Annotated in this window: 20 protein-coding genes; all 20 read left to right on the top strand. The window is 37.7% G+C overall.

The window, feature by feature from the left end:
* The first annotated feature begins 8 nt into the window (after positions 1-8).
* Positions 9-1,067 (top strand): DUF3048 domain-containing protein, encoded by a 1,059-nt coding sequence (locus tag MKY37_RS14530; protein ID WP_340778229.1) that lies wholly within the window; start codon positions 9-11, stop codon positions 1,065-1,067.
* A gap of 82 nt (positions 1,068-1,149) precedes the next feature.
* Complete coding sequence (locus tag MKY37_RS14535; protein ID WP_340778231.1) at positions 1,150-1,467, top strand: YerC/YecD family TrpR-related protein; 318 nt, start codon at positions 1,150-1,152, stop codon at positions 1,465-1,467.
* A gap of 381 nt (positions 1,468-1,848) precedes the next feature.
* Positions 1,849-2,538, top strand: a complete 690-nt coding sequence (locus tag MKY37_RS14540; RefSeq protein WP_340778233.1) for a heptaprenylglyceryl phosphate synthase — start codon at positions 1,849-1,851, stop codon at positions 2,536-2,538.
* A gap of 53 nt (positions 2,539-2,591) precedes the next feature.
* Positions 2,592-4,820, top strand: a complete 2,229-nt coding sequence (gene pcrA, locus MKY37_RS14545; protein ID WP_340778235.1) for a DNA helicase PcrA — start codon at positions 2,592-2,594, stop codon at positions 4,818-4,820.
* An 18-nt stretch (positions 4,821-4,838) separates the two neighbouring features.
* Positions 4,839-6,842: an NAD-dependent DNA ligase LigA gene (gene ligA / locus MKY37_RS14550; protein WP_340778236.1), complete on the top strand. Its 2,004-nt coding sequence runs from the start codon at positions 4,839-4,841 to the stop codon at positions 6,840-6,842.
* 13 nt (positions 6,843-6,855) lie between these two features.
* On the top strand, positions 6,856-7,992 hold the full coding sequence (locus MKY37_RS14555) for a CamS family sex pheromone protein (protein WP_340778237.1): 1,137 nt from the start codon (positions 6,856-6,858) through the stop codon (positions 7,990-7,992).
* An 80-nt stretch (positions 7,993-8,072) separates the two neighbouring features.
* Positions 8,073-8,363, top strand: coding sequence for an Asp-tRNA(Asn)/Glu-tRNA(Gln) amidotransferase subunit GatC (gene gatC / locus MKY37_RS14560; RefSeq protein ID WP_340778239.1), 291 nt, complete (start codon positions 8,073-8,075; stop codon positions 8,361-8,363).
* Positions 8,364-8,384: 21 nt separating this feature from the next.
* Positions 8,385-9,848, top strand: a complete 1,464-nt coding sequence (gene gatA, locus MKY37_RS14565) for an Asp-tRNA(Asn)/Glu-tRNA(Gln) amidotransferase subunit GatA (RefSeq protein ID WP_340778241.1) — start codon at positions 8,385-8,387, stop codon at positions 9,846-9,848.
* A gap of 1 nt (position 9,849) precedes the next feature.
* On the top strand, positions 9,850-11,277 hold the full coding sequence (gene gatB, locus MKY37_RS14570; protein WP_340778243.1) for an Asp-tRNA(Asn)/Glu-tRNA(Gln) amidotransferase subunit GatB: 1,428 nt from the start codon (positions 9,850-9,852) through the stop codon (positions 11,275-11,277).
* Positions 11,278-12,288: 1,011 nt separating this feature from the next.
* Positions 12,289-12,918, top strand: a complete 630-nt coding sequence (locus MKY37_RS14575; RefSeq protein ID WP_340778244.1) for a Type 1 glutamine amidotransferase-like domain-containing protein — start codon at positions 12,289-12,291, stop codon at positions 12,916-12,918.
* Positions 12,919-13,011: 93 nt separating this feature from the next.
* Positions 13,012-13,542: a sigma-70 family RNA polymerase sigma factor gene (locus MKY37_RS14580; protein WP_340778245.1), complete on the top strand. Its 531-nt coding sequence runs from the start codon at positions 13,012-13,014 to the stop codon at positions 13,540-13,542.
* Positions 13,526-14,656 carry a hypothetical protein gene (locus MKY37_RS14585; RefSeq protein WP_340778247.1) on the top strand — a complete coding sequence of 377 codons (1,131 nt, stop codon included), beginning with the start codon at positions 13,526-13,528 and terminating at the stop codon, positions 14,654-14,656. The genes MKY37_RS14580 and MKY37_RS14585 overlap by 17 nt, the downstream gene beginning before the upstream one ends.
* Positions 14,657-14,738: 82 nt before the next feature.
* Positions 14,739-15,302, top strand: coding sequence for a thioredoxin family protein (locus tag MKY37_RS14590; RefSeq protein ID WP_340778249.1), 564 nt, complete (start codon positions 14,739-14,741; stop codon positions 15,300-15,302).
* 126 nt (positions 15,303-15,428) lie between these two features.
* Positions 15,429-16,340, top strand: coding sequence for a diacylglycerol kinase (locus tag MKY37_RS14595; RefSeq protein ID WP_340778253.1), 912 nt, complete (start codon positions 15,429-15,431; stop codon positions 16,338-16,340).
* Between the two features lie 257 nt (positions 16,341-16,597).
* Positions 16,598-17,944 (top strand): cytochrome ubiquinol oxidase subunit I, encoded by a 1,347-nt coding sequence (locus MKY37_RS14600; RefSeq protein ID WP_340778256.1) that lies wholly within the window; start codon positions 16,598-16,600, stop codon positions 17,942-17,944.
* On the top strand, positions 17,941-18,969 hold the full coding sequence (locus tag MKY37_RS14605) for a cytochrome d ubiquinol oxidase subunit II (RefSeq protein ID WP_340778258.1): 1,029 nt from the start codon (positions 17,941-17,943) through the stop codon (positions 18,967-18,969). Before MKY37_RS14600 ends, MKY37_RS14605 begins: the two co-directional genes overlap by 4 nt.
* Before the next feature lie 12 nt (positions 18,970-18,981).
* Positions 18,982-19,086, top strand: coding sequence for a cytochrome bd oxidase small subunit CydS (cydS, locus tag MKY37_RS22405; protein WP_445323046.1), 105 nt, complete (start codon positions 18,982-18,984; stop codon positions 19,084-19,086).
* A gap of 293 nt (positions 19,087-19,379) precedes the next feature.
* Positions 19,380-20,084, top strand: coding sequence for a YjjG family noncanonical pyrimidine nucleotidase (locus MKY37_RS14610; RefSeq protein ID WP_340778260.1), 705 nt, complete (start codon positions 19,380-19,382; stop codon positions 20,082-20,084).
* Positions 20,085-20,239: 155 nt separating this feature from the next.
* A complete protein-coding gene (locus MKY37_RS14615; RefSeq protein ID WP_340778263.1) occupies positions 20,240-20,566 on the top strand; it encodes a YckD family protein in 327 nt (108 codons plus the stop codon).
* 310 nt (positions 20,567-20,876) lie between these two features.
* Positions 20,877-22,274, top strand: a complete 1,398-nt coding sequence (gene rlmD, locus MKY37_RS14620) for a 23S rRNA (uracil(1939)-C(5))-methyltransferase RlmD (protein WP_445323047.1) — start codon at positions 20,877-20,879, stop codon at positions 22,272-22,274.
* The last annotated feature ends 562 nt before the right edge of the window (positions 22,275-22,836 follow it).

Raw genomic sequence — 22,836 nt, forward strand, 5'->3', positions numbered from 1 at the left:
CGTAGGTTGTGTTCAAACAATGGGGAATTTTATTGGCCGCTAGTGTACTTCTTGTAGCTTGTTCCGATAAAGAGGAAGGACAAGAAGAAGTAAATCCAGTAGAAGAGATAATAGAAGAAGTTGTGGAAGAAGTAGAAGTGCCAGAAGTGGAAGCTGTGGTGCCGTTTATAGCACCTTTTACTGGTGTTGGTTCAGAAACAGAATTGACACAAAGACCAGTACTAGTCACTATAAACAATCATCCGCTCGCACGTCCACAGTCGGGAATTGCAAAAGCGGATATCATTTACGAAATGTTAGCAGAAGGCAATGTAACAAGATTTTTAGCAGTGTATCAAAGTGAAATTCCAGAAAAACTTGGTCCTGTTAGAAGTGCTAGAGATTACTTCGTTGACATCGCCAAAGGGCTGGATGCATTTTATATTGCACATGGATATAGTCCAGATGCTCAAAAAATGCTGAAAGCGGGAGTAGTTGATAACATAAATGGGATGCAATACGACGGTATATTATTTAACCGATCAAGTGAGCGAAAAGCTCCGCATAATTCGTATATTTCAAAGGATAATGTTTTAGCAGGTGCAGAAAAAGTAGGGGCTTCGATGGAAATTAATAAAATACCAAAATTCTCTTTCTTTGAATCCTTTGAAGGGATAAAAATTGGTAATCCGGTATCTAGTTTTTCTATCCATTATGGCTCGGGCTCCTCTTTTGAAAATAAATATACGTATATTTCCGATGAAGGTATATATATAAGAGAGACTGCTGGAGTTCTAACAATAGACAAAGAGACAGAAGAACCTATTAAAATTGCAAATATAATTTGTATGGAAATGCCTCATAAAGTTATTGATAGTTCTGGTCGACTTCAGTTATCTTTAAGTGATGGGGGAAGAGCTTATATTTTTCAAGCGGGTATTATGAGAGAAATCGAATGGGAAAATATCGATGGAATTCTCATGCCGATGGAAAATGGAGTTCCTGCTAAACTAGTACCTGGACAGACTTGGATCAGTTTTATACCAACAAGTCCTGGATTAGAGGAAATGGTAACTTATTTGCCTTAATACTTAGATGTTTATATGAGACAAGTGAAAATGCAGAGACGAAATAACATAGCCGATTTAAAGAAAGAGGAGGATGACCGTAATGCAAATTGAGAAAATAAAAGGAAATCAAACAGAGCAACTATTTAAAGCGGTATTAGAATTAAAAAATATGGAAGAATGCTATCGATTTTTTGATGATCTATGTACGATAAGTGAAATTCAATCCTTGGCGCAGCGTTTCGAGGTAGCTCATTTATTGCGCTTGAAAAAAACATATGAATCTATAAAAAAAGAAACTGGGGCAAGTACTGCAACAATATCACGCGTAAGACGTGCATACGACTATGGTAATGGTACCTACGATGAAATGTTAGGACGTCTATATCCAGAAGAAAATCCGGCACCAACGATAAAGTGAAACTTCAATCAGTGGTGTTTTCACTGATTGTAAATGGAACTCAAGCAAAAAACGCCGCGTCGTGCGGCAATGCTTAAGTGACCAACATCCTGTTGGCCCGAGGCTCGCAGGAAGCGAGTCACATAGACGAAGTCACACGACGTGGGGCTTTTCGTCTATTGTTCTACGACGGGCTTTTACGGGCAGTTATCAACCACTTTCGCTTTGTTGTTTCAGCTAAACGTTGTTGTGGAAGTTATACTGCCCGTTAATGCGGGATTAAAGAATAGGAAGAAAAATATAAGTTTTCAAAATATGTAAGAACATGTACTGAACAGCGATGTCTGTTCAGTTTTTTTGTTATAATGGATAAATGTTAACTAACGAGATGTAGGTGAAAAAATGGAATATAAAGATTGGCGACATATATTTAAGTTAGATCCCGCTAAAACTATAGATGCAGAGGCACTTGAACTGGTATGCGAATCTGGTACAGATGCGATTATAATCGGGGGATCAGATAATGTAACGCTTGACAATGTGATAGATTTGTTAATGCGTATTAGAAGATATGCAGTGCCTGTGGCGTTAGAGGTATCTACGATTGAATCTATTACGCCTGGATTTGATTATTATTTTATACCGAGTGTGTTAAATAGCTCCGAAACGAAGTGGGTAAAGGATTTACATCATGCAGCTACCAAAGAGTTTGGGGAAGTTATGAATTGGGATGAAATTATATCAGAGGGGTATTGTATTTTAAATCCTGATTGCAAAGCAGCAAAACTAACAAATGCAGTGAATCCAGGCAGTGAAGAAGATATCATAGCATATGCAGAAATGGTGGAGCATTTGTTCAAATTCCCTATATTCTACATGGAATATAGTGGGATGTATGGCGATGTAAATACAGTAAAAAAAGTGAAGGAACGTTTAAAAAACACAAGGCTATTTTATGGTGGGGGTATTCAAACAGAGGAGCATGCAAGACAAATGGCTACCTATGCAGATACAATCATCGTAGGCAATCAGATATATGACAACTTAGCAGAAGCGTTAAGGACAGTTCAGGCTGTAAAGAACATTGAGTAAATATTGGAACTACGATATGATGGAACAAATGTTCTAAAGAAAGGAAGTGCACTATGGAAATCATCGCGAAAAACTTATTGAATGGTATGAATAAAGAACAAGAAGAAGCCGTGAAGACAACAGAAGGTCCACTTCTTATTATGGCAGGTGCGGGTTCTGGAAAAACACGTGTATTAACACATCGAATCGCATATTTAATCGTTGAAAAGGAAGTATATCCATCGAAAATTTTAGCGATCACCTTTACAAACAAAGCAGCAAGAGAGATGCGAGAACGTATAGATGGCTTATTAGGACCAGGAACTGGGGAAAGAATGTGGGTATCTACATTTCACTCCATGTGCGTACGTATATTAAGAAGAGATATTGATCGAATTGGATATACAAAAAACTTTTCGATACTGGATACAAGTGACCAATTGACAGTTATTAAAAATGTACTAAAAGAACAAAATATTGATTCGAAGCAATATGACCCTCGCTCGATGCTAAATGCCATCAGTGGTGCCAAAAATATTTGTATCGATTCGGATATGTATCGTGCACAGATGAATGAGATGAATCCGTTTGAAAAGACGGTTGCCAATGTGTATCAAAGTTATCAAAAAAAGTTGAGAAAGAACCAATCCCTTGATTTTGATGATTTAATCATGCTCACGTTGACATTGTTCAAACGAGTTCCTGACGTACTTGAATTTTACCAAAACAAGTTTCAGTATATCCATGTAGATGAATATCAGGATACGAACAAAGCGCAGTACGAGTTAGTGCAGATGCTGGCTAAAAAGTTCAAAAATATTTGTGTCGTTGGTGACTCGGATCAATCGATTTATCGCTGGCGTGGAGCAGATATTCAGAATATCCTATCGTTTGAAAAGGATTACCCAAATGCAAAAGCGATTATGTTAGAACAAAACTATCGTTCTTCTCAAAGAATCTTACAGGCGGCAAATGACGTCATTGGAAATAACACGAGTAGATATCCGAAGGTTTTACGAACAGAGAATCTAGAAGGGGAAAAGCTCGAGTTATTCCGTGCGATGAATGAGCATCAGGAAGCACAATATGTTGTACAAAAAATTCAAGAATTAATGGAATTAGAAAATCGTACATTGAATGATTTCGCCATTTTGTATCGCACGAATGCTCAATCCCGTGTGATGGAGGAAGTACTTGTTAAATCTAATATGGCCTATACAATTGTTGGTGGCACAAAGTTCTATGATCGCAAAGAGATTAAAGATTTACTTGCATACTTACGTTTAATAGCCAATAACGATGATGATCTATCACTTGCTCGAATTATTAATGAGCCTAAACGAAATATCGGAGCTACATCCTTTGAACGTATGGCGCTCTATGCACTGGACCAAGATCGCTCGATTTTAGATGCATTAAATGAAGTCGACTTTATGGGGATACCAGCTCGTGCTGTAAATTCTGTTATTCAATTCCAAGGGCTAATCAATAACTTGACCCAAATGCAGGAATTTTTGTCTGTCACAGAAATTGTTGAGCAAGTGCTTGATAAAACGGGCTACCGTACGATGCTAAAAAATGAAAAGACTATTGAAGCGGAGAGTCGCTTAGAAAATATTGAAGAGTTTCTATCTGTCACGAAAGCATTTGAGGAAAAGAGTGAGGACAAGTCGTTAGTTGCATTTTTAACAGATTTAGCTCTTATCTCCGATATAGATAAATTGGATGAAGATGAAGATATATCTAAAGGAAATATTATTTTAATGACGATGCATGCGGCAAAAGGCTTGGAATTTCCAGTTGTATTTATCATCGGAATGGAAGAAAATATCTTTCCACATTCACGCTCACTTGGTGATGATGATGAAATGGAAGAGGAACGACGCCTGGCTTATGTAGGAATCACCCGAGCTGAAGAAAGACTTGTGATTACTTGTGCGCAGTCCCGAACTATATTTGGTCGTGGCAGTTTTAATAGCCCATCTCGTTTTATCCAAGAAATTTCAGATGATATTATAGAGGTCGTTGGTTGGACTAAAGACATTGGCAAAAATCCTGAAAGACATGCAAAAGCTATTGGTAATACTCGTAAAGCAGTAGTAACTCGACCGGCATATAATGAATCTGGTGGAGAGAAAATGGGCTGGCAGGTTGGAGATAAAGCGGCTCATAAAAAATGGGGCGAAGGTATGGTTGTCAGTGTTCGTGGCGAAGGTGAGAATACCGAGCTAGATATTGCATTTCCAAGTCCTACGGGTATTAAGCGTCTACTCGCTAAATTTGCCCCAATTGAAAAAGTATAACAACAGGAGGAGCCCTGGATGGATCAGTTAGAACAACGAGTTCAAGAACTACACAAGCTTTTAAACGATTATGGACATGCCTATTATGTATTAGATGATCCTATTGTTCCGGATGCCGTTTACGATCAATATTTGCATGAGCTAATAGCTTTGGAGGAACAAAACCCAGATCTAATATTACCGGATTCCCCTACTCAGCGAGTTGGTTCCATCGTAAGTGAAGGCTTTAAAAAAGTAACCCATGCAAATCCAATGCTTAGTCTATCGAATGCTTTTAACGAAGCGGATTTGCGTGATTTTGATAAACGTATTCAAGGTATTATCGATGAAGCACCAACGTATGTATGTGAATTGAAAATTGATGGACTTGCAATTTCCCTATTATATGAGGATGGTCTTTTAGTAAGAGGGGCTACCCGTGGGGATGGTACGACAGGTGAGGATATTACAAGTAATATTAAAACCATTCGTTCCATTCCAATGCGCTTAAAGGAAAAGGTAACCGTGGAGGCAAGAGGAGAGGCATATATGCCAAAGTCTTCCTTTGCAAAGTTGAATGAAGAGCGCGCAGCACAGACTGAGGTATTATTTGCAAATCCTCGTAATGCAGCAGCAGGCTCCTTACGTCAGCTCGACCCTAAAATAACTGCTAGCCGTAATTTATCAATGTTCGTCTATGGCATGGGTGGCGACGGTGAGGACCAGAATATAGACACTCATTTAGATGCACTAGGATTTATGAAGAAACAGGGATTACCGACTAATAAGGAAACAAAAAAATGTACATCCATCGAAGAAGTACTTAGCTTTATAGAAGAGTGGACGGAAAAAAGACATGACATTCCATATGAAATTGATGGCATTGTTATAAAAGTAAATGACTATGCACAGCAAGAAGAACTAGGATTTACCGCAAAGAGTCCACGATTTGCAATAGCGTATAAATTTCCTGCAGAGGAAGTAGTCACGAAAATAATCGATATCGACTTAACAGTTGGTCGCACGGGTGTTGTCACTCCAACTGCTATTTTAGAGCCGGCACAAGTAGCCGGATCTACTGTCCAACGTGCTACACTTCATAACGAAGATTTAATCCGTGAAAAGGATATTCGCATCGGTGATCGTGTTATTATTCGAAAAGCAGGAGATATTATTCCAGAAGTAGTAGCAGTTATAACTGCAGAGAGAACAGGTGCGGAAGTACCGTACGAAATGCCTACCAATTGTCCGGTTTGTGAAAGCGAATTAATTAGAATTGAAGAAGAAGTCGCACTTCGTTGTGTAAATCCACAATGTCCTGCCCAAATTCAAGAAGGTATTTACCACTTTGCTTCTCGCAATGCGATGAATATTGATGGACTTGGTGAAAAAGTGGTGGAACAGTTATTTAGAGAACAACTCATCAAAGATATTTCGGATTTATATACATTAACAGTGGATGATTTAGTAAAGCTGGAGCGTATGGGTCTAAAATCTGCAACTAATTTAGTGGAAGCAATTGAAGCTTCAAAAGCAAATTCAATGGAACGAGTATTATTTGGACTTGGTATCCGTCATATTGGAGAAAAAGCTGCAAAAATACTTTCGGAGAATTTTCATAGCTTTGAAGCGTTAATGAAAGCAACAAGAGAAGAGCTTATAGCTATTTTTGAAATAGGTGACAAAATGGCCGATTCATTAGTGACCTATTTTGAGCAGGACGAGGTCCAGTTATTGATAGGTCGATTAAAAGATGCAGGATTGACGCTACAGTATACTGGTAGAATTATTGATGCAGCTGTAATGGAAAACAGCCCATTTGCGGGTAAAACAGTTGTATTAACAGGGAAGCTTATTCAACTAACTCGGACAGAAGCAAAAGAAAAAATTGAGTCATTAGGTGGAAAAGTTGCCGGAAGTGTCAGTAAAAAAACGGATTTAGTTATTGCTGGAGAAGAAGCAGGATCTAAACTAGAAAAAGCAACAAGCCTCGGTATCGAGGTTTGGGATGAACAAAAATTATTAGACTCCACAACGGAGTAAGGGAGTGGCGAACATGACCAAAAAACAAATAGGCATGTTGACACTGGCTTTATTACTTACGGTCTCTGGTTGTGCTCCTTCTTTGGGTGACGAAACAAAGGTTATACAAAATACGGAAGAAGAAGAGACCAAAACAGTAATAATTCCGAGTTTACAGCTAGACGAAACATATTACCGAACATTATTACCTTATGAGGAAAGCGCAAGTAGAGGATTAGTCTTATCTAATTTATCTACTAAATACGATATGAAGGAAGTAGAAAACGGCCTTCTTCGTCTATCTCAAAATGAGTTTTCGCCGGATAAGTATTTGTTCCAGGAAGGGCAGTACTTAGATACGAGCACCCTAAAGGATTGGCTAGCTAGAAGCAATCAAGAAGAAGGCGGGTTAAATCCAAGTGATGAGGGCTTAGTTGGAGAAGAAAAGGCCAAAAAAGCACCAGTCTATATAACTCATATCGTGGAACAAAATTATTTAGAAAAGAAAGATAATGCAGTAAGTCTATCCGGAATTTCTATAGGTTTGGCATTAAACTCGACGTATTACTATACGAAGGAAGACTATGGTGCAACTTATGAAGAGAAACTGACACAGGCTCAAATTGAAGAGAATGGTAAAAGGATTGCGGAAGAAGTAGTTACACGTTTACGCAAAATGGATGGTCTTGCGGATATTCCAATTGTAGTAGGCTTGTTCAAGCAAAATAGCAGGAATGCAGTTGTTCCAGGAACATATTTTACGTATAGTACAGCACCAGCAGGGAAAAATGTGTCTGATTGGAAGGCTATTGACGAAGAATATGTTCTATTCCCTACAGCGGACTCTCAAGAAAAGTATCGCGATTTAGATACAATTTTCCGTAACTTCAAACAGGATGTAGAAATGTACTTTTCCAATTACACGAGTATTATTGGGACAGGCTATTTTAAAGACAAACAGCTTCAAAAGTGGACGATCACTATTCCTATTCAGTTTTACGGAACTGCAGAGGTAATTGGATTTACACAGCATCTAGCTGTCTTGGTAAAGGATCATTTTAATCCTTCGATGAATATCGAAGTACAAGTGAATTCCTTAGATGGTGCTGAAGCATTGCTTGTGAAAAAACCTGGTGATGAAGAGGCAATTGTGCATATATACTCACAATAAGCAATGGGTACTCTCTGTTCAAGCAGAGTGAAAAATGATATGATATTTCTTATGGTTACTTGAATTCGGAGGTGTTATAAATGGCGGAATTAACAAAAGAAGAAGTAAAGCACGTTGCGCATCTTGCAAGACTTGCAATTACGGAAGAAGAAGCAGAAAAGTTTGCACTTCAACTAGGAGCAATCACAGAATTTGCTGATCAATTAAAAGAATTGGATACAACAAATGTAGAACCTACTACACATGTCCTACCATTGGTAAATGTGCTTAGAGATGACGTCGCTACTAAAGGGCTAGATCGTGAAAAAATGATGTTGAATGTGAAAGAACAAGAAGCTGGTCAAGTAAAAGTACCATCAATTATGGACTAATAGATGTAAGGAGGGAAAATCATGACGTTATTTAATCGCTCAGCGAAAGAACTACAAGCGCTTGTACATAGTAAAGAAGTTTCTTTAGTAGATTTAACAAACGAAGCTTTTGAACGTGTAGAAAAACTTGATGGCGAGGTAGAAGCCTTCTTAGCTTTAAATAAAGAAAAAGCATTAGAAACAGCTACACAATTAGAAAAAATTCCTTTTGAAGAACGTGGGCCATTATTTGGTTTACCAATCGGAGTAAAGGATAATATCGTAACAGAAGGATTAGAAACTACTTGTGCAAGTAAAATTTTACAAGGGTTCAATCCTATTTATGATGCAACGGTTGTGAAAAAGTTACGCGAGGCTGGTATGATTACAATCGGTAAATTGAATATGGATGAATTTGCAATGGGGTCTTCCAATGAAAATTCAGCATATAAAACAACTAAAAACCCATGGTCATTAGACCGTGTACCTGGTGGTTCTTCAGGTGCATCAGCAGCAGCAGTAGCAGCTGGTGAAGTACCATTCTCATTAGGTTCAGATACAGGTGGATCTATTCGTCAACCAGCATCCTATTGTGGTGTTGTTGGGATGAAACCAACATATGGACGTGTTTCACGTTTCGGACTTGTAGCGTTTGCATCTTCTTTAGATCAAATTGGTCCAATCACTCGTAACGTGGAAGACAATGCTCTACTTTTAGAAGCAATTTCTGGAGTTGATGCTAATGACTCTACTTCTGCAGACGTTGAAGTTCCTAACTTTGCTGCTGCTTTAACTGGAGACATTAAAGGTCTTCGTATTGCCGTGCCTAAAGAATATTTAGGAGAGGGTGTAAGTGAAGCAGTTCGTGGGTCTATAATGGATGCGTTGAAAGTACTAGAAGCACAAGGAGCAACTTGGGAAGAGGTTTCATTGCCACATTCTAAATATGCTTTAGCTACATACTATATTCTTTCATCTTCAGAGGCTTCTTCAAATCTTTCTCGTTTTGATGGAATTCGTTATGGTTACCGCGCTGAGAACGTTGAAAACTTATTGGATCTTTATAAAGAAACTCGTGCACAAGGATTTGGTGACGAAGTTAAACGTCGTATTATGCTTGGGACTTATTCGTTAAGCGCAGGAACGTACGATGCTTACTATAAAAAAGCACAGCAAGTTCGTACACTTATCAAACAAGATTTCGATAAAGTATTAGAGGACTATGATGTAATTGTCGGACCAACTGCACCAACTCCAGCATTCAAAATTGGAGAAAACGTAGAAGATCCTTTAACGATGTATGCAAACGATATTTTAACAATTCCGATTAACCTTGCAGGTGTACCAGCAATTTCTATCCCTTGTGGATTTGAAGATGGGTTACCACTAGGGCTACAAATTATCGGAAATTATTTTGACGAATCAACAATTTATCGCGTAGCGCATGCTTACGAGCAAGCTACTGATTTCCATAAACAAACTCCTCAAATTTGGGAGGGAAAATAACATGAACTTTGAAACAGTTATTGGATTAGAAGTACACGTAGAGTTAAAAACTAATTCTAAAATCTTCTCATCAGCACCTAATCATTTCGGAGCTGAGCCAAACACAAATACAACAGTAATAGACCTAGGATACCCTGGCGTACTACCTGTGTTAAATAAAAACGTAGTAGATTTCGCAATGCGTGCAGCACTTGCATTAAATATGGAAATCGAACAAAATACAAAATTTGATCGTAAAAACTATTTCTACCCAGATAATCCAAAAGCATATCAAATTTCACAATTTGATAAACCAATCGGTAAAAATGGTTGGGTTGAAATTGAAGTAAATGGTGAGAAAAAACGTATCGGTATTACTCGTCTTCATATGGAAGAAGATGCTGGGAAACTTTCCCATGCTGATGGTTATTCTTTAGTAGACTTTAACCGCCAAGGAACACCACTAGTAGAAATCGTTTCAGAACCAGATATCCGTACACCTGAGGAAGCTTACGCTTACTTAGAAAAAGTAAAATCTATTATCCAATATACAGACGTTTCAGACTGTAAAATGGAAGAAGGATCTTTACGCTGTGATGCGAATATTTCTATTCGTCCTTATGGTCAAGAAGAGTTTGGTACTAAAACAGAGTTGAAAAACTTAAACTCGTTCAACTTCGTTCGTAGAGGTCTAGAGCACGAAGAGGTTCGCCAAGCCGAAGTATTATCTGCTGGAGGAATCATTGAACAAGAAACTCGTCGCTATGATGAAAAAACTGGTAAAACGATTCTTATGCGTGTTAAAGAAGGTACGGATGATTATCGTTATTTCCCAGAGCCAGATTTAGTAGATCTAGTAATTGATGATGCATGGTTAGAACGTGTGCGTGCTGAAATTCCTGAGCTACCAGATGCTCGTAAACAACGCTATATCGAAAAGCTAGGATTATCACCATACGATGCGCATGTATTAACATTGTCTAAGGATATGGCTAACTTCTTTGAAGCAACTATTGCCGATGGTGCAGACGTAAAACTAGCTGCTAACTGGATGATGGGTGAGGTTTCTGCCTATCTAAACGCAGACCAAAAAGAATTGAAGGACATAGGTCTAACTCCTGCTAATCTTTCTGGAATGATTAAACTAATTACAGATGGTACTATTTCATCAAAAATCGCGAAAAAAGTATTCAAAGAACTTGCTGACAACGGCGGAGATGCTGCAGAAGTCGTGAAAGCTAAAGGCTTAGTACAAATTTCTGACGAAGGCGCTCTACGCGAAATCGTTACAGCAACACTTGATGCTAACCCACAATCTATCGAAGACTTCAAAAACGGGAAAGACCGCGCAATCGGCTTCCTAGTTGGACAAATCATGAAAGCAACAAAAGGCCAAGCAAATCCACCTCTTGTTAACAAAATCTTGAACGAAGAAATCGTTAAACGTTAATACTAAAGGATGCCCGAGTGACTGGGGCATCCTTTTTGTGTGTGTGCACTCTCGAATATGAGCGGTTATCTCTCGTATAGAAAGGAAATTCATAGTGTCTCTCGTAAGTATGTGAAACGCTCTCGGATGGCATGAGATTGCTCTAGTATAGGGTTGATTTACTCTCGTATAGAAAGGAAATTCATAGTGTCTCTCGTAAGTATGTGAAACTCTCTCGGATAGCATGAAATTGCTCTCGTATAGGGTTGATTCACTCTCGTATAGGGACGATTCACTCTCGTATAGAAAGGAAAATCATAGTGTCTCTCGTATGTATGTGAAACGCTCTCGGAAAGCGTGAGTTTGCTCTCGTATAGGGTCGATTCACTCTCGTATAGAAAGGAAAATCATAGCGTCTCTCGTATGTATGTGAAACGCTCTCGGATAGCATGGGATTGCTCTCGTATAGGGTTGATTCACTCTCGTATAGAAAGGAAATTCATAGTGTCTCTCATAAGTATGTGAAATGCTCTCGGATAGCGTGAGATTGCTCTCGTATAGGGTTGATTCGCTCTCGTATAGAAAGGAAAATCATAGTGTCTCTCGTATGTATGTGAAACGCTCTCGGATAGCATGAGATTGCTCTCTTATAGGGACGATTCACTCTCGTATAGGAAGAAAATTCATAGTGTCTCTCGTAAGTATGTGAAACTCGCTCGGAAAGCGTAAGATTGCTCTCGTATAGGGTCGATTCACTCTCGTATAGAAAGGAAATTCATAGTGTCTCTCGTATGTATGTGAAACGCTCTCGAATAGCATGAAATTGCTCTCGTATAGGGTTGATTCACTCTCGTATAGATAGGAAATTCATAGTGTCTCTCGTAAGTATGTGAAACGCTCTCGGATAGCGTGAGATTGCTCTCGTATAGGGTTGATTCGCTCTCGTTATCTATATTCAAGTGATAGTATTTATTTCCAAGTATACTGATGCTATGATGAAAGCATATTTTATACGTATTGGGGGCAAGTGAAGTGGATCTATGTTTTATTGGTGGAGGACATGTTTTAAAAGGTGAGTTGGATGAAGTATTCGAAGAATTGTCGAAGAGGATTAAACCAAATGCAAATATTGTAGTAGTTCCTTTTGCTACGGATGTTTCAAAATATGATAGCTGGATGCTAAGTCTTGAACAGGTTTTCGCTAACATTTCAAATGCGAAACTAGAATTATTGCATGAGGATCTTTCAAAAAGTGAAATGGTATCTATGATTAATGATAGTGATGTACTTTATTTAATAGGTGGGAGACCGGAAAAGTTACTTCAGTTAATCAAAGAAAAAGAACTAGTTTCGAGCATTAGAAATTATCCGGGGCTATTAATTGGCTATAGTGCAGGGGCACTGGCATTTTGCGAGGATTGTATTTTAACGAAAGACGATGACTACCCAGAGTCCTTAGTGATAAAAGGTTTAGGTCTAGTAGACTTTAGCGTGGAAGTACATTATAACGTGGAATCAGACGATGAGTTAATGTCACTTTCCACTGAACGTACTATTTATGCTCTCCCAGATGGAAGTGCCGTTTTTTATAAGGATGGTAATATACATAAAAAAGTAAATGCCGTAATTGCATTTCAAGAGAAGAAAAAATCAATAATATAAATTTGGCTGTCTTGGTGACAGTCTTTTTTATTGCAAACTGAAACCACTATGGACTTTGCTTTGTCTAACAGATAACGGGGAGGGAGGGGTAGTTTGGAAAAGCATGAAAAGGACCATTTGTTAATAAAAGCAATGGATGAATACGGTCATTATCTCACGAGACTAGCCTACGCTTTTGTAAAGGATGAGGTAAGAGCAGAGGACATCGTCCAAGAAGTATTTATACGTTATTACGTAAATTTGGAAAACTTTGAAGGCCGTTCAAGTGTTAAAACGTACTTATACCGTATCACTGTCAATGAGTGTCATAACTATTTTAAAAGCTGGGCTTATAGAAAACTGGAACTCTCCAATCTAGTGAATAATTTACTAACTAATAAACAAACGACTGAAGAAGAGATACTGCAAAAGGAACAAGCTGAATATGTTGCACTAAAAATAAATGAATTACCTATTAAATATAAAGAGGTATTATGGCTTCATTATTTTGCAGAGCTATCAGTTCTTGAAATAGGAGAGGTTTTAAAGTGTTCACCAAACACTGTGAAAACAAGATTAGTGAGAGGTAGAAATGCGGCACGTCTAACATTAAAGGAGGAGATTGAACATGCGAGAAGACATTAAACGTCATTTAGATGCGTCTATTCCGAGACATATTACGTTAACGGAAGCACAAAAAAGTAAAATTATGCTGGAAGCCCCTAATCGAATGAAACAGAAGAGATTCAAGCTGCCATCAATTCCTTTTATAGTTAGTGTAGCAATCATATCCCTTTCATTATTTTTAGTGATTCCGTATTTAAAGGCTGATTTTCAGCAGCTCTATGATGAGAATTTAGTGGATGTGACCATACCGTATGCTCCATACGATTCGTTAATAAGATCAATTTATGTGGATAATAGCGAAGAAATGATTTATACGGATTGGAATGGAATATATGCTTATTCGGTGGAGACAGGTACAAAAGAAATACTTGTTACCCCAAAGGAAGATGCGCGAATCCATCTATTTGATGTGAATGAGAATTGGCTAGCTTGGGAAGATATCACGACAAGTACATTAAATGTGCTAAATCGAAATAGCAAGGAGGTTATGGAATTACCTAATATAACTATTGGAAATCTACAGCTTCAAGGTAGTACATTAATATTCATGGACATCGGGGTAAAAGATAGTTTTATTGGTTATAGAGCTATTGATTTATCAACCATGGAACAGCATGAAATCCATGAGTTAACTGGTAACGGTAGTAGAAGCAGTGCATCTGTTTACGATAACTTACTAGTAGTTCCAGAGGAAGTAGAAACCGATGGTGAACAGCTCGTCAGATTTTACTTATATGACTATCGAAAAAATATTTTGATTGGTGAATATGAAGTTCCTTATGAAATGGCAGCTTTTGTAACTCTTACAGACAATAAAATATTTGCCGAACTTATTAATGAGGATGAAAATTCGCGGTTAGGTTATATTGATTTAGAGGATGGAAAATTGCATGAAATAAAGACTCCACTCTTTTCAGAGTATGCTGTGTATGAAGATTACGTAGCATTATCAGTTGTTGTTAAGGACAGCACTACGGTTAAATTATATCAAATAGAAGATAATGAGCTTAAAGAGGTCCCGGCATTCAAAAATATTAGCGAACGACTTGTACGACCTCGGTTTACGGATGATGGTGTGCTAGTAGTAAACGGAGAAGGTACTGAGCGAACGATGTATTTGCAGGATCCATAATATAATTTGAAAAATCACGAGTCTAGCTTGTTTGAATAAGAATTGAAAACGAAGTATACTTAGAAAAAAGGGGGCTACTCACTTGTCTACAGAACAACAGTATTTTGAAAATGCAAAACCACTACCTCACTATATGGATGATATGACTACGAAAAAAGAAGAGTCATTCAGCATCTACAATAAATTCGATGTACCTGCAGATGATGAATTCATTCAAGTATTAAAGGAAAAAACACCACATATACTAGTTATTACAGAGGACTGGTGTGGGGATGCAATGATGAACAACGCCATTTTACGTAAAATTGCAGAGGCGGCAAATGTAGAAGTACGGGCTGTTTATCGCGATGAAAACCTGGATTTAATTGATCAGTATTTAACAAATGGCGGACGTTCGATTCCAGTTTATTTGTTGTTGGATAAAGACGGTGAAGTGATTTCTAAATGGGGTCCACGCGCAGAAAAAGTTCAACAGTTCGTAATGGATGGTAGAGCAAAATTCCCTGCAAAAGAAGATCCTTCGTTTGAGGAAATACAAAAAGACTTTTATGCACAAATGTCCAATGAGTTTGTTAGCAATCAAGAATTTCACTTAGCTGTATATGAAGACATCCGTAATACTTGGTTACAAGCACTTCAAAAATAAAATATTTTAAACAAACTTTTAATGGAGTCGGCAGAAGTCGACTCTTTTAATAGTGGCATGAAACTTTTTGTGATGTGATGAAGTCTATATGACAAGAAAGTATTGTGAAGCAGAAAGGAAATAAGTATGAAACGTGCAAGAATTATCTATAACCCAACTTCCGGAAGAGAGTTATTTAAAAAAAATCTGCCAGAGGTTTTGGAAAGCTTAGAAATCGCTGGTTATGAAACGTCATGTCATGCGACCACAGCTGAAGGAGATGCCATAGAGGCAGCGAAGAAGGCAGTAGAAAATGGCTTTGATATCATTATTGCATCTGGAGGAGATGGAACGCTTAACGAGGTAGTTGCAGGTGTAAGTGAATTTGAGAAACGTCCAAAAATTGGACTGATTCCAATGGGCACGACGAATGACTTTGCAAGAGCTGTTCATATTCCAAGAGACATTAAAAAAGCCGTAGAGATTATTGTTAAAGGGGACACAATCCCAGTTGACGTGGGCTTGGTTAATGATCGCTATTTTATCAATATTGCAGGTGGCGGTCGAATTACGGAGCTTACTTATGAAGTGCCAAGCAAGCTTAAAACGATGCTTGGGCAGCTTGCCTATTATTTAAAAGGTATCGAGATGCTTCCATCGATTAATGCAACAAAGGTAAGAATTGAATATGATGGAGAAGTATTTGATGACGAAGCTATGATGTTCTTAGTAGGTTTAACGAATTCAGTTGGTGGATTTGAAAAGCTTGCTCCGAGTTCAAGTATTAACGACGGATTATTTTCTCTATTGATATTGAAAAAATTGAACATTGCCGAGTTTATTCGTGTGGCGTCTTTAGCATTACGCGGAGAGCATTTGACTGATCCACATGTTATTCATAAAAAAGCGAAACATATTAAAGTAACGTCTGATGATAAAGTTCTTCTTAACTTAGATGGCGAATATGGCGGGACTATCCCAGCAACATTCCAAAATTTATATAGACATATAGAGGTCTTTGTTCCAATCGATGAAATTAGAGAAGAAGACAGACCGTAAGTAAAAAGCTCAACATTTTAGATGTTGAGCTTTTTTTATATGCACTTTGTCTACGAAAATCTCTACTATCATAATTTTGTATTACCTTCATAATAATAAAGTTCAATAATTTTAATTTTGGGTATCATATAGATAAAGGAGTGGAGCACATGTATAAGAAACAGGAAAAGTATTTAATGTGGCTTGCTTTTGTTGTGGCGGGGATCATGATGCTATCAATTGCGGGGAGAATATTTGGGAATTAAAAAGGGGGAAGAATGGTGAATGAAGAATCCGTATTTTTTAGTCGCGTACTAACCGAATTGACCTTATCGTTTCATATTATTTACGCAACTATTGGTGTTGGCGTTCCTTTAATGATTATGATTGCCCAGTGGGTAGGTATTAAAAAGAATGATGAACATTACATATTACTAGCACGTAGATGGGCAAGAGGATTCGTAATTACTGTAGCGGTTGGTGTAGTGACTGGGACAGCGATTGGTATGCAACTTTCTTTACTCTGGCCGAACTTTATGGAACTAGCGGGAAATATTATTGCCCTTCCTCTATTTATGGAGACATTTGCTTTCTTTTTTGAAGCTATTTTCCTAGGTATTTATTTGTATACATGGGATCGATTTGAAAATCAAAAAAAACATCTCCTATTACTTATTCCAGTGGCCATTGGAGCATCATTTTCCGCCGTTTTTATCACGATTGTAAATGCGTTTATGAATGCACCTCAAGGGTTTGATGTAGTTAATGGGGAGTTAGTGAATATTAGCCCGCTACTAGCAATGTTCAATCCTGCCATGCCTACAAAGGTGGCACATGTAGTAGTGACAGCGTATATGACCTCCGCATTTGTGTTAGCTGCAATTGCCGCATTCCGTTTATTAAAAGGCTCTAATCATATTTATCATAAAAAAGCATTATTCCTTACTATGAAAGTTGGACTAATATTCTCTATTGCGACTGCCATTATTGGAGATTTCTCTGGAAAATATTTGGCGGAATATCAGCCTGAAAAACTGGCGGCTGCTGAATGGCATTTTGAAACAGAGGAAAATGCACCACTTATTTTATATGGAATTTTAGATGATGGAGAAGTGAAATATGCGTTAGAAATACCATTTGCTTTAAGTATTCTAGCCCATTTCAATCCGACGGCAGAGGTAATTGGTTTAGATCAGTTTCCAGAGGATGAAACACCGCCGTTATATATTCACTATTTGTTTGATATCATGGTGACGATTGGTATGTCTATGGTAGTGCTTTCGGGATTATACTGGCTTGGTAAAAAGTTAAAATGGTCCTTTGTTGACGCTAGATGGTATCAATGGCTCATTGTATTAGGTGGACCTGCATCCGTTTTAGCGATTGAAGCAGGATGGTGGCTTGCAGAAGTCGGAAGACAGCCATGGATATTAAGGGGCATAATGCGGGTTGAAGATGCCGCTACGTCCAGTCCTCATGTGGATGTAATGTTAATCCTTTTTGCAGGTCTATACCTGGTCCTTGGTGTCGGAAGTATCGTGGTTTTAAGTCGCATGTTTAGAAAAAATCCAGTGGAACAGGAAATAGAAGATCGACATGCTGAAAAGGGCGGTGATATTTTATGACATTAGAAATCATCGGAATTTTTGTATTGTGGACGTTTCTCTTTGGCTACTTGATCGTAGCATCCATTGACTTTGGCGCCGGTTTTTTTAACGCTTACAGTTTGCTAACTGGAAAGCAACGAATACTAACGAATATTATACAACGTTATTTGTCGCCGGTTTGGGAAGTAACGAATGTGTTTCTTGTATTTTTCTTTGTGGGTATTATCGGATTTTTCCCGAAGACCGCTTTTTATTATGGTACGACCTTGCTAGTACCCGCTAGCATCGCATTAATATTACTTGCAATCCGTGGTTCTTACTATGCGTTTGAAACGTATGGCTCTAGAGGACATAAGGGCTATTCATTTATGTACGGTCTTGCTGGTCTATTTATACCGGCGGCTCTGTCTATCGTACTGACCATTTCAGAGGGCGGTTTTGTCCATATGATCAATGAATCACCAACCCTCGATTATGAGGCTCTATTTACAAGCCCACTCACATGGGCGATCGTTGTGTTAAGTCTTACTTCAGTTCTGTACATTTCATCCGTATTCCTAACCTGGTATGCAGATAAAGCTAGAGATTTAGACGCAACAAGGCTGATGAGAAAGTATGCGCTCATTTGGGCACTTCCGACCATCATAACAGCAGGTGGGATTATGGTGGAGCTGCGTTCACATAATCCGGAGCATTATGAAAACATGCTCGATATTTGGTGGGCATTTGCACTATCACTATTGCTCTTTATCGGAACAGTATGGTTACTTTGGTCAAAACGAAACTACGGTTTGGCATTTGTGTTACTAGGAGGACAATTTCTAATAGCATTCTTCGCTTACGGATTTGCGCATCGTCCATATTTACTGTATCCACACTTAACGATATACGACAGTTTTACAAATGAAGCGATGGCTATTGCTCTAATTGTTGCTTTTATAGCTGGGCTTGCTCTGTTAATCCCGTCACTGTATTTATTACTAAGGTTATTTTTATTCAATAAAGACTATGTACGTGGAAAAAAGGAAGATAATCATGCATAAGGAGGAGCTAATATGACAGAGTTTATGATATTTTATGCACCATTCATCGTATTGATTGGCTCCATTATCGTAGCCTTTTGGGCTGCTTCTAAAGACGGGGCAGTGAAGGACGAATAATGCTTGCGACCTCAATCAAGTAGATTGGGGTCATTTTTATGTTATCAGTCAGAGACCTAAGATTGGATAGCCCTTAAAAATCCCCCCAAAAAAAGCCTATAAATCCAGCAATAAAGCTCTTAAATGTATTAAAATAGCCTATAACACAATGAATAAAGCCCATAAAATTTTTTTCAGTCAAATCAAGGATCTTTGTAAAGATTCTAAATAATAGGATAGCAAGAAAAGTATTCCAATCTAATCTCTGGATTTAAATATGCTACAATTAGAGAAGTAGGAAAGGGGCGGTTTTGATGAAATATGATGTGTTGCTATTTGATTTGGATGATACTTTACTCGACTTTGGAATGACTGAACATAATGCATTCCGTCTTCTATTTGAAGAGTATGGGTTTCCAAATGGTTTAAATGATTATCACGAAAGCTATAGGACGATTAGTAAAGTTTTATGGGATGATCTAGAGAATGGTCGCACAACCTTAGCAGAGTTGAAGGTCGAACGTTTTAAACGATTATTTACAGAACATGCATTAAATATAGATCCTATAGTATTTGGTCAAAAGTACATAGAAAATTTAGGGAAAGAAGTACATATGATTGCAGGCGTGGAAGAAATGTTCGCTAGCATAAAGGATTTTCGAATTGCACTTCTTACGAATGGATTTAAAGATGTACAACATCCAAGGGTAAATGGATCGGCATTAAAAAATTTATTTGAAGTCATTATAACTTCAGAGGAAACAGGATTCCAAAAACCACAGAAAGAAATTTTTGCATATGCTTTAGAAAAACTTCAAATTTCCGATCCATCTCGTGTTTTAATGATTGGTGATTCGCTTACATCCGACATCCAAGGTGGAAATAACTTCGGAATTGATACATGCTGGTTTAATCCAAATAGAAAGTTAAATCATATTGATATCCAGCCAACCTTTGAAATTCATACATGGGATCAGTTAGCGGAAATTCTAAACACAAAAGTATTGGAAGTAAAATAATAAATTATGGACCTCGAGATGAGGTTCTTTTTTTGTCTACTTTTTTCTACTCATAGGATTTATCCATATCCGGAAACTATACAGTTTTTCAAAAAAAGGATAATTGCTGTCGAATAGCACACGATAAAACAAAACAAGGAAAGGAGGAAATGTGAATGAATAAACGTTTGTTTAGTGTATTGACAGCGATTTTAATGGCTGTAGGGATGATAGGATTGTCGTCATTAGTGGTAAAGGCAGATATGCCGACAGATGTAAAATTAACGACCGAGCAACAAGAAGAGATGAAGTCTTTACAACAAGATGCCCTTAACCAAAAGAAAGAAATCATCAATAAGTATGTTGAGTACGGTGTGTTTTCAAAAGAAAAAGGTCAAAAAGTAATAACGCATTTAGAAGAGCGCTATAAAAAACTGGAACAAAATGAATTTGTCCCTAACTTTCATGATGACTATAAAAAACATCGAAGCAAAGAATCTTAAGCAATAAAATATTGCAGCCAAAGTAATAATTTTGGTTGCTTTTTTACATTCAATTTTCATGTAGGTCAATGTAGTATTTACCATTCATCCAGCTCCAAGTTCCATATTAGGAATAGATAAGCAAAAAGCGGTGTTTGCCTCTCAACTAATGTCACAAGAAACGTTAAGTAGAAAGTTAGCCGTATACTAGGAAAAAGGTTATATTAAGCTTGAGGGACAACAAGAAATTAAACTATTAAATATAAAAGAACTGAAAAATATTTGATTATGCGAATGGGTCAGCAGACTTGTACGCATTCTTTTTGGTATAATGAATCAATCATACCTAGAACGGAGATTAACATTGAATACACCAGTACAAAAAAATGATCAGTTAACAGTCTATATTGAAGATTTAACACATGATGGTGCAGGAGTCGCAAAGGTCGATGGATATCCTTTATTTATTGCGGGTGGCTTACCGAACGAAACTGTAGAAGTCCATGTGCTTAAAACATTAAAAAACTATGGCTTTGCCAAGTTAAAAAATATCGTGGAACCTTCTCCATTTCGTGTAGAGGCACCATGCCCAGTGTTTTATGAATGTGGAGGCTGTCAGCTTCAGCATATGACGTATGAAGGACAGCTTGCATGGAAGGAGAGCATGGTTCGTAACGTCATGAAACGCATAGGGAAAATAGATGCACCTGTACTTCCAGTAAAGGGCATGGACAAGCCTTGGGAATACCGCAATAAATCTCAAATTCCATTCGATTTGGAAAATGGTCAAGTAATCGCTGGATTCTACCAGTCTAAATCACATCGTATTGCGGATACAAATACTTGTTTAATACAGACGGATGAAGCGGATAGATTACTTAGAGCAGTAAAAGAAAATGCATTGAAGCTAGACTTAATCCCATACAATGAAGAAACAAAAAAAGGCCAGCTACGCCACTTAGTTGTTCGTAAAGGACGAGCAACTGGAGAGATCATGGTTGTACTTGTAACGAAGCATGCTAAACTATCAAAGCAAGACGCTATTATACAGTTCATCCGTGAAGTGGAGCCAAATGTAAAGTCAATCGTTCATAATGTGAATAATCGAAACACAAATGTGATCTTTGGAAATGAAACAAACGTTATCTGGGGTAAAGCAGTTATTGAAGATTTAATCGGAGATGTTCGCTTTGAAATATCAGCCCGTTCATTCTACCAAGTAAACCCAGAACAAACAGAGGTTCTATACAAGCAAGCGCTTGAACATGCTCAGCTAACAGGTGATGAGACAGTGATCGATGCTTACTGTGGAATAGGTACGATTTCACTCTTTTTAGCGCAAAAGGCAAAACAGGTACTTGGCGTAGAAATCGTTCCACAGGCAATTGAAGATGCGAAAAGAAACGCCGAACTGAACGGATTTACTAATACTTATTTTGAAGCAGGGCCAGCCGAGGAAGTTATTCCTAAATGGTACAAAGAAGGAAAGCAAGCAGATATCTTGGTAGTGGATCCACCAAGAAAAGGCTGTGACGAGGCACTACTTACGACAATCATCGAACAACGTCCTAAGCGTGTCGTGTATGTATCTTGTAACCCAGCAACACTTGCTCGCGATTTGAGAATTTTAGAAGATGGTGGTTATAAAACACAGGAAATTCAACCAGTTGATATGTTCCCACAGAGTACACATGTGGAATGCTGTGCGTTACTAGAATTACAGTTGTAGACCTAAATAAAGTCTTAGACTTTAAAATATAGTCGATTCGTTATATCCGATTTCAAGTTTTTAAAATAAAGACCAGCATTCTTTAACCCTAATATCTTCTTCAAACCCTTATTCGTAAACACTTTGGGCTTAAAGATAAAGGTCTTTATTGTAAATCGAAAAACATGAAATCATTGCGTGACTTTATTTTATTTATTTGGAAAAGAGTAATCGAAAGATCGGTGTTAGGCGGGCTGGTGCTTTAAATTGATAATGACCTTTGGCTGTACCGTCTGCATGAACTTATATTTTATCAACTAACATAAGAAGCATTTCAGGATTAAGTATTATTGAACTTATTTGATTCTTTATCAGTATCGCGGTACTCTAATTTTTTAGAGAGATTATAATTGCTAGTTTATAACTTTGAAATATCTTCATTGATTATTTTAATAGCTAACTGATAGTCTATACTTGAAATGACCCCAATTGCGAGTAAAATTATTAAGTTTGTTTTATCCATCTTCTTCTCTTTCAACTGCTCTGTGTTTACTTCGATTATAGCCTCGATTTTTATCGTGTT

The organism is Psychrobacillus sp. FSL K6-2836 (assembly GCF_038003085.1).
Taxonomy (GTDB): Bacteria; Bacillota; Bacilli; order Bacillales_A; family Planococcaceae; genus Psychrobacillus.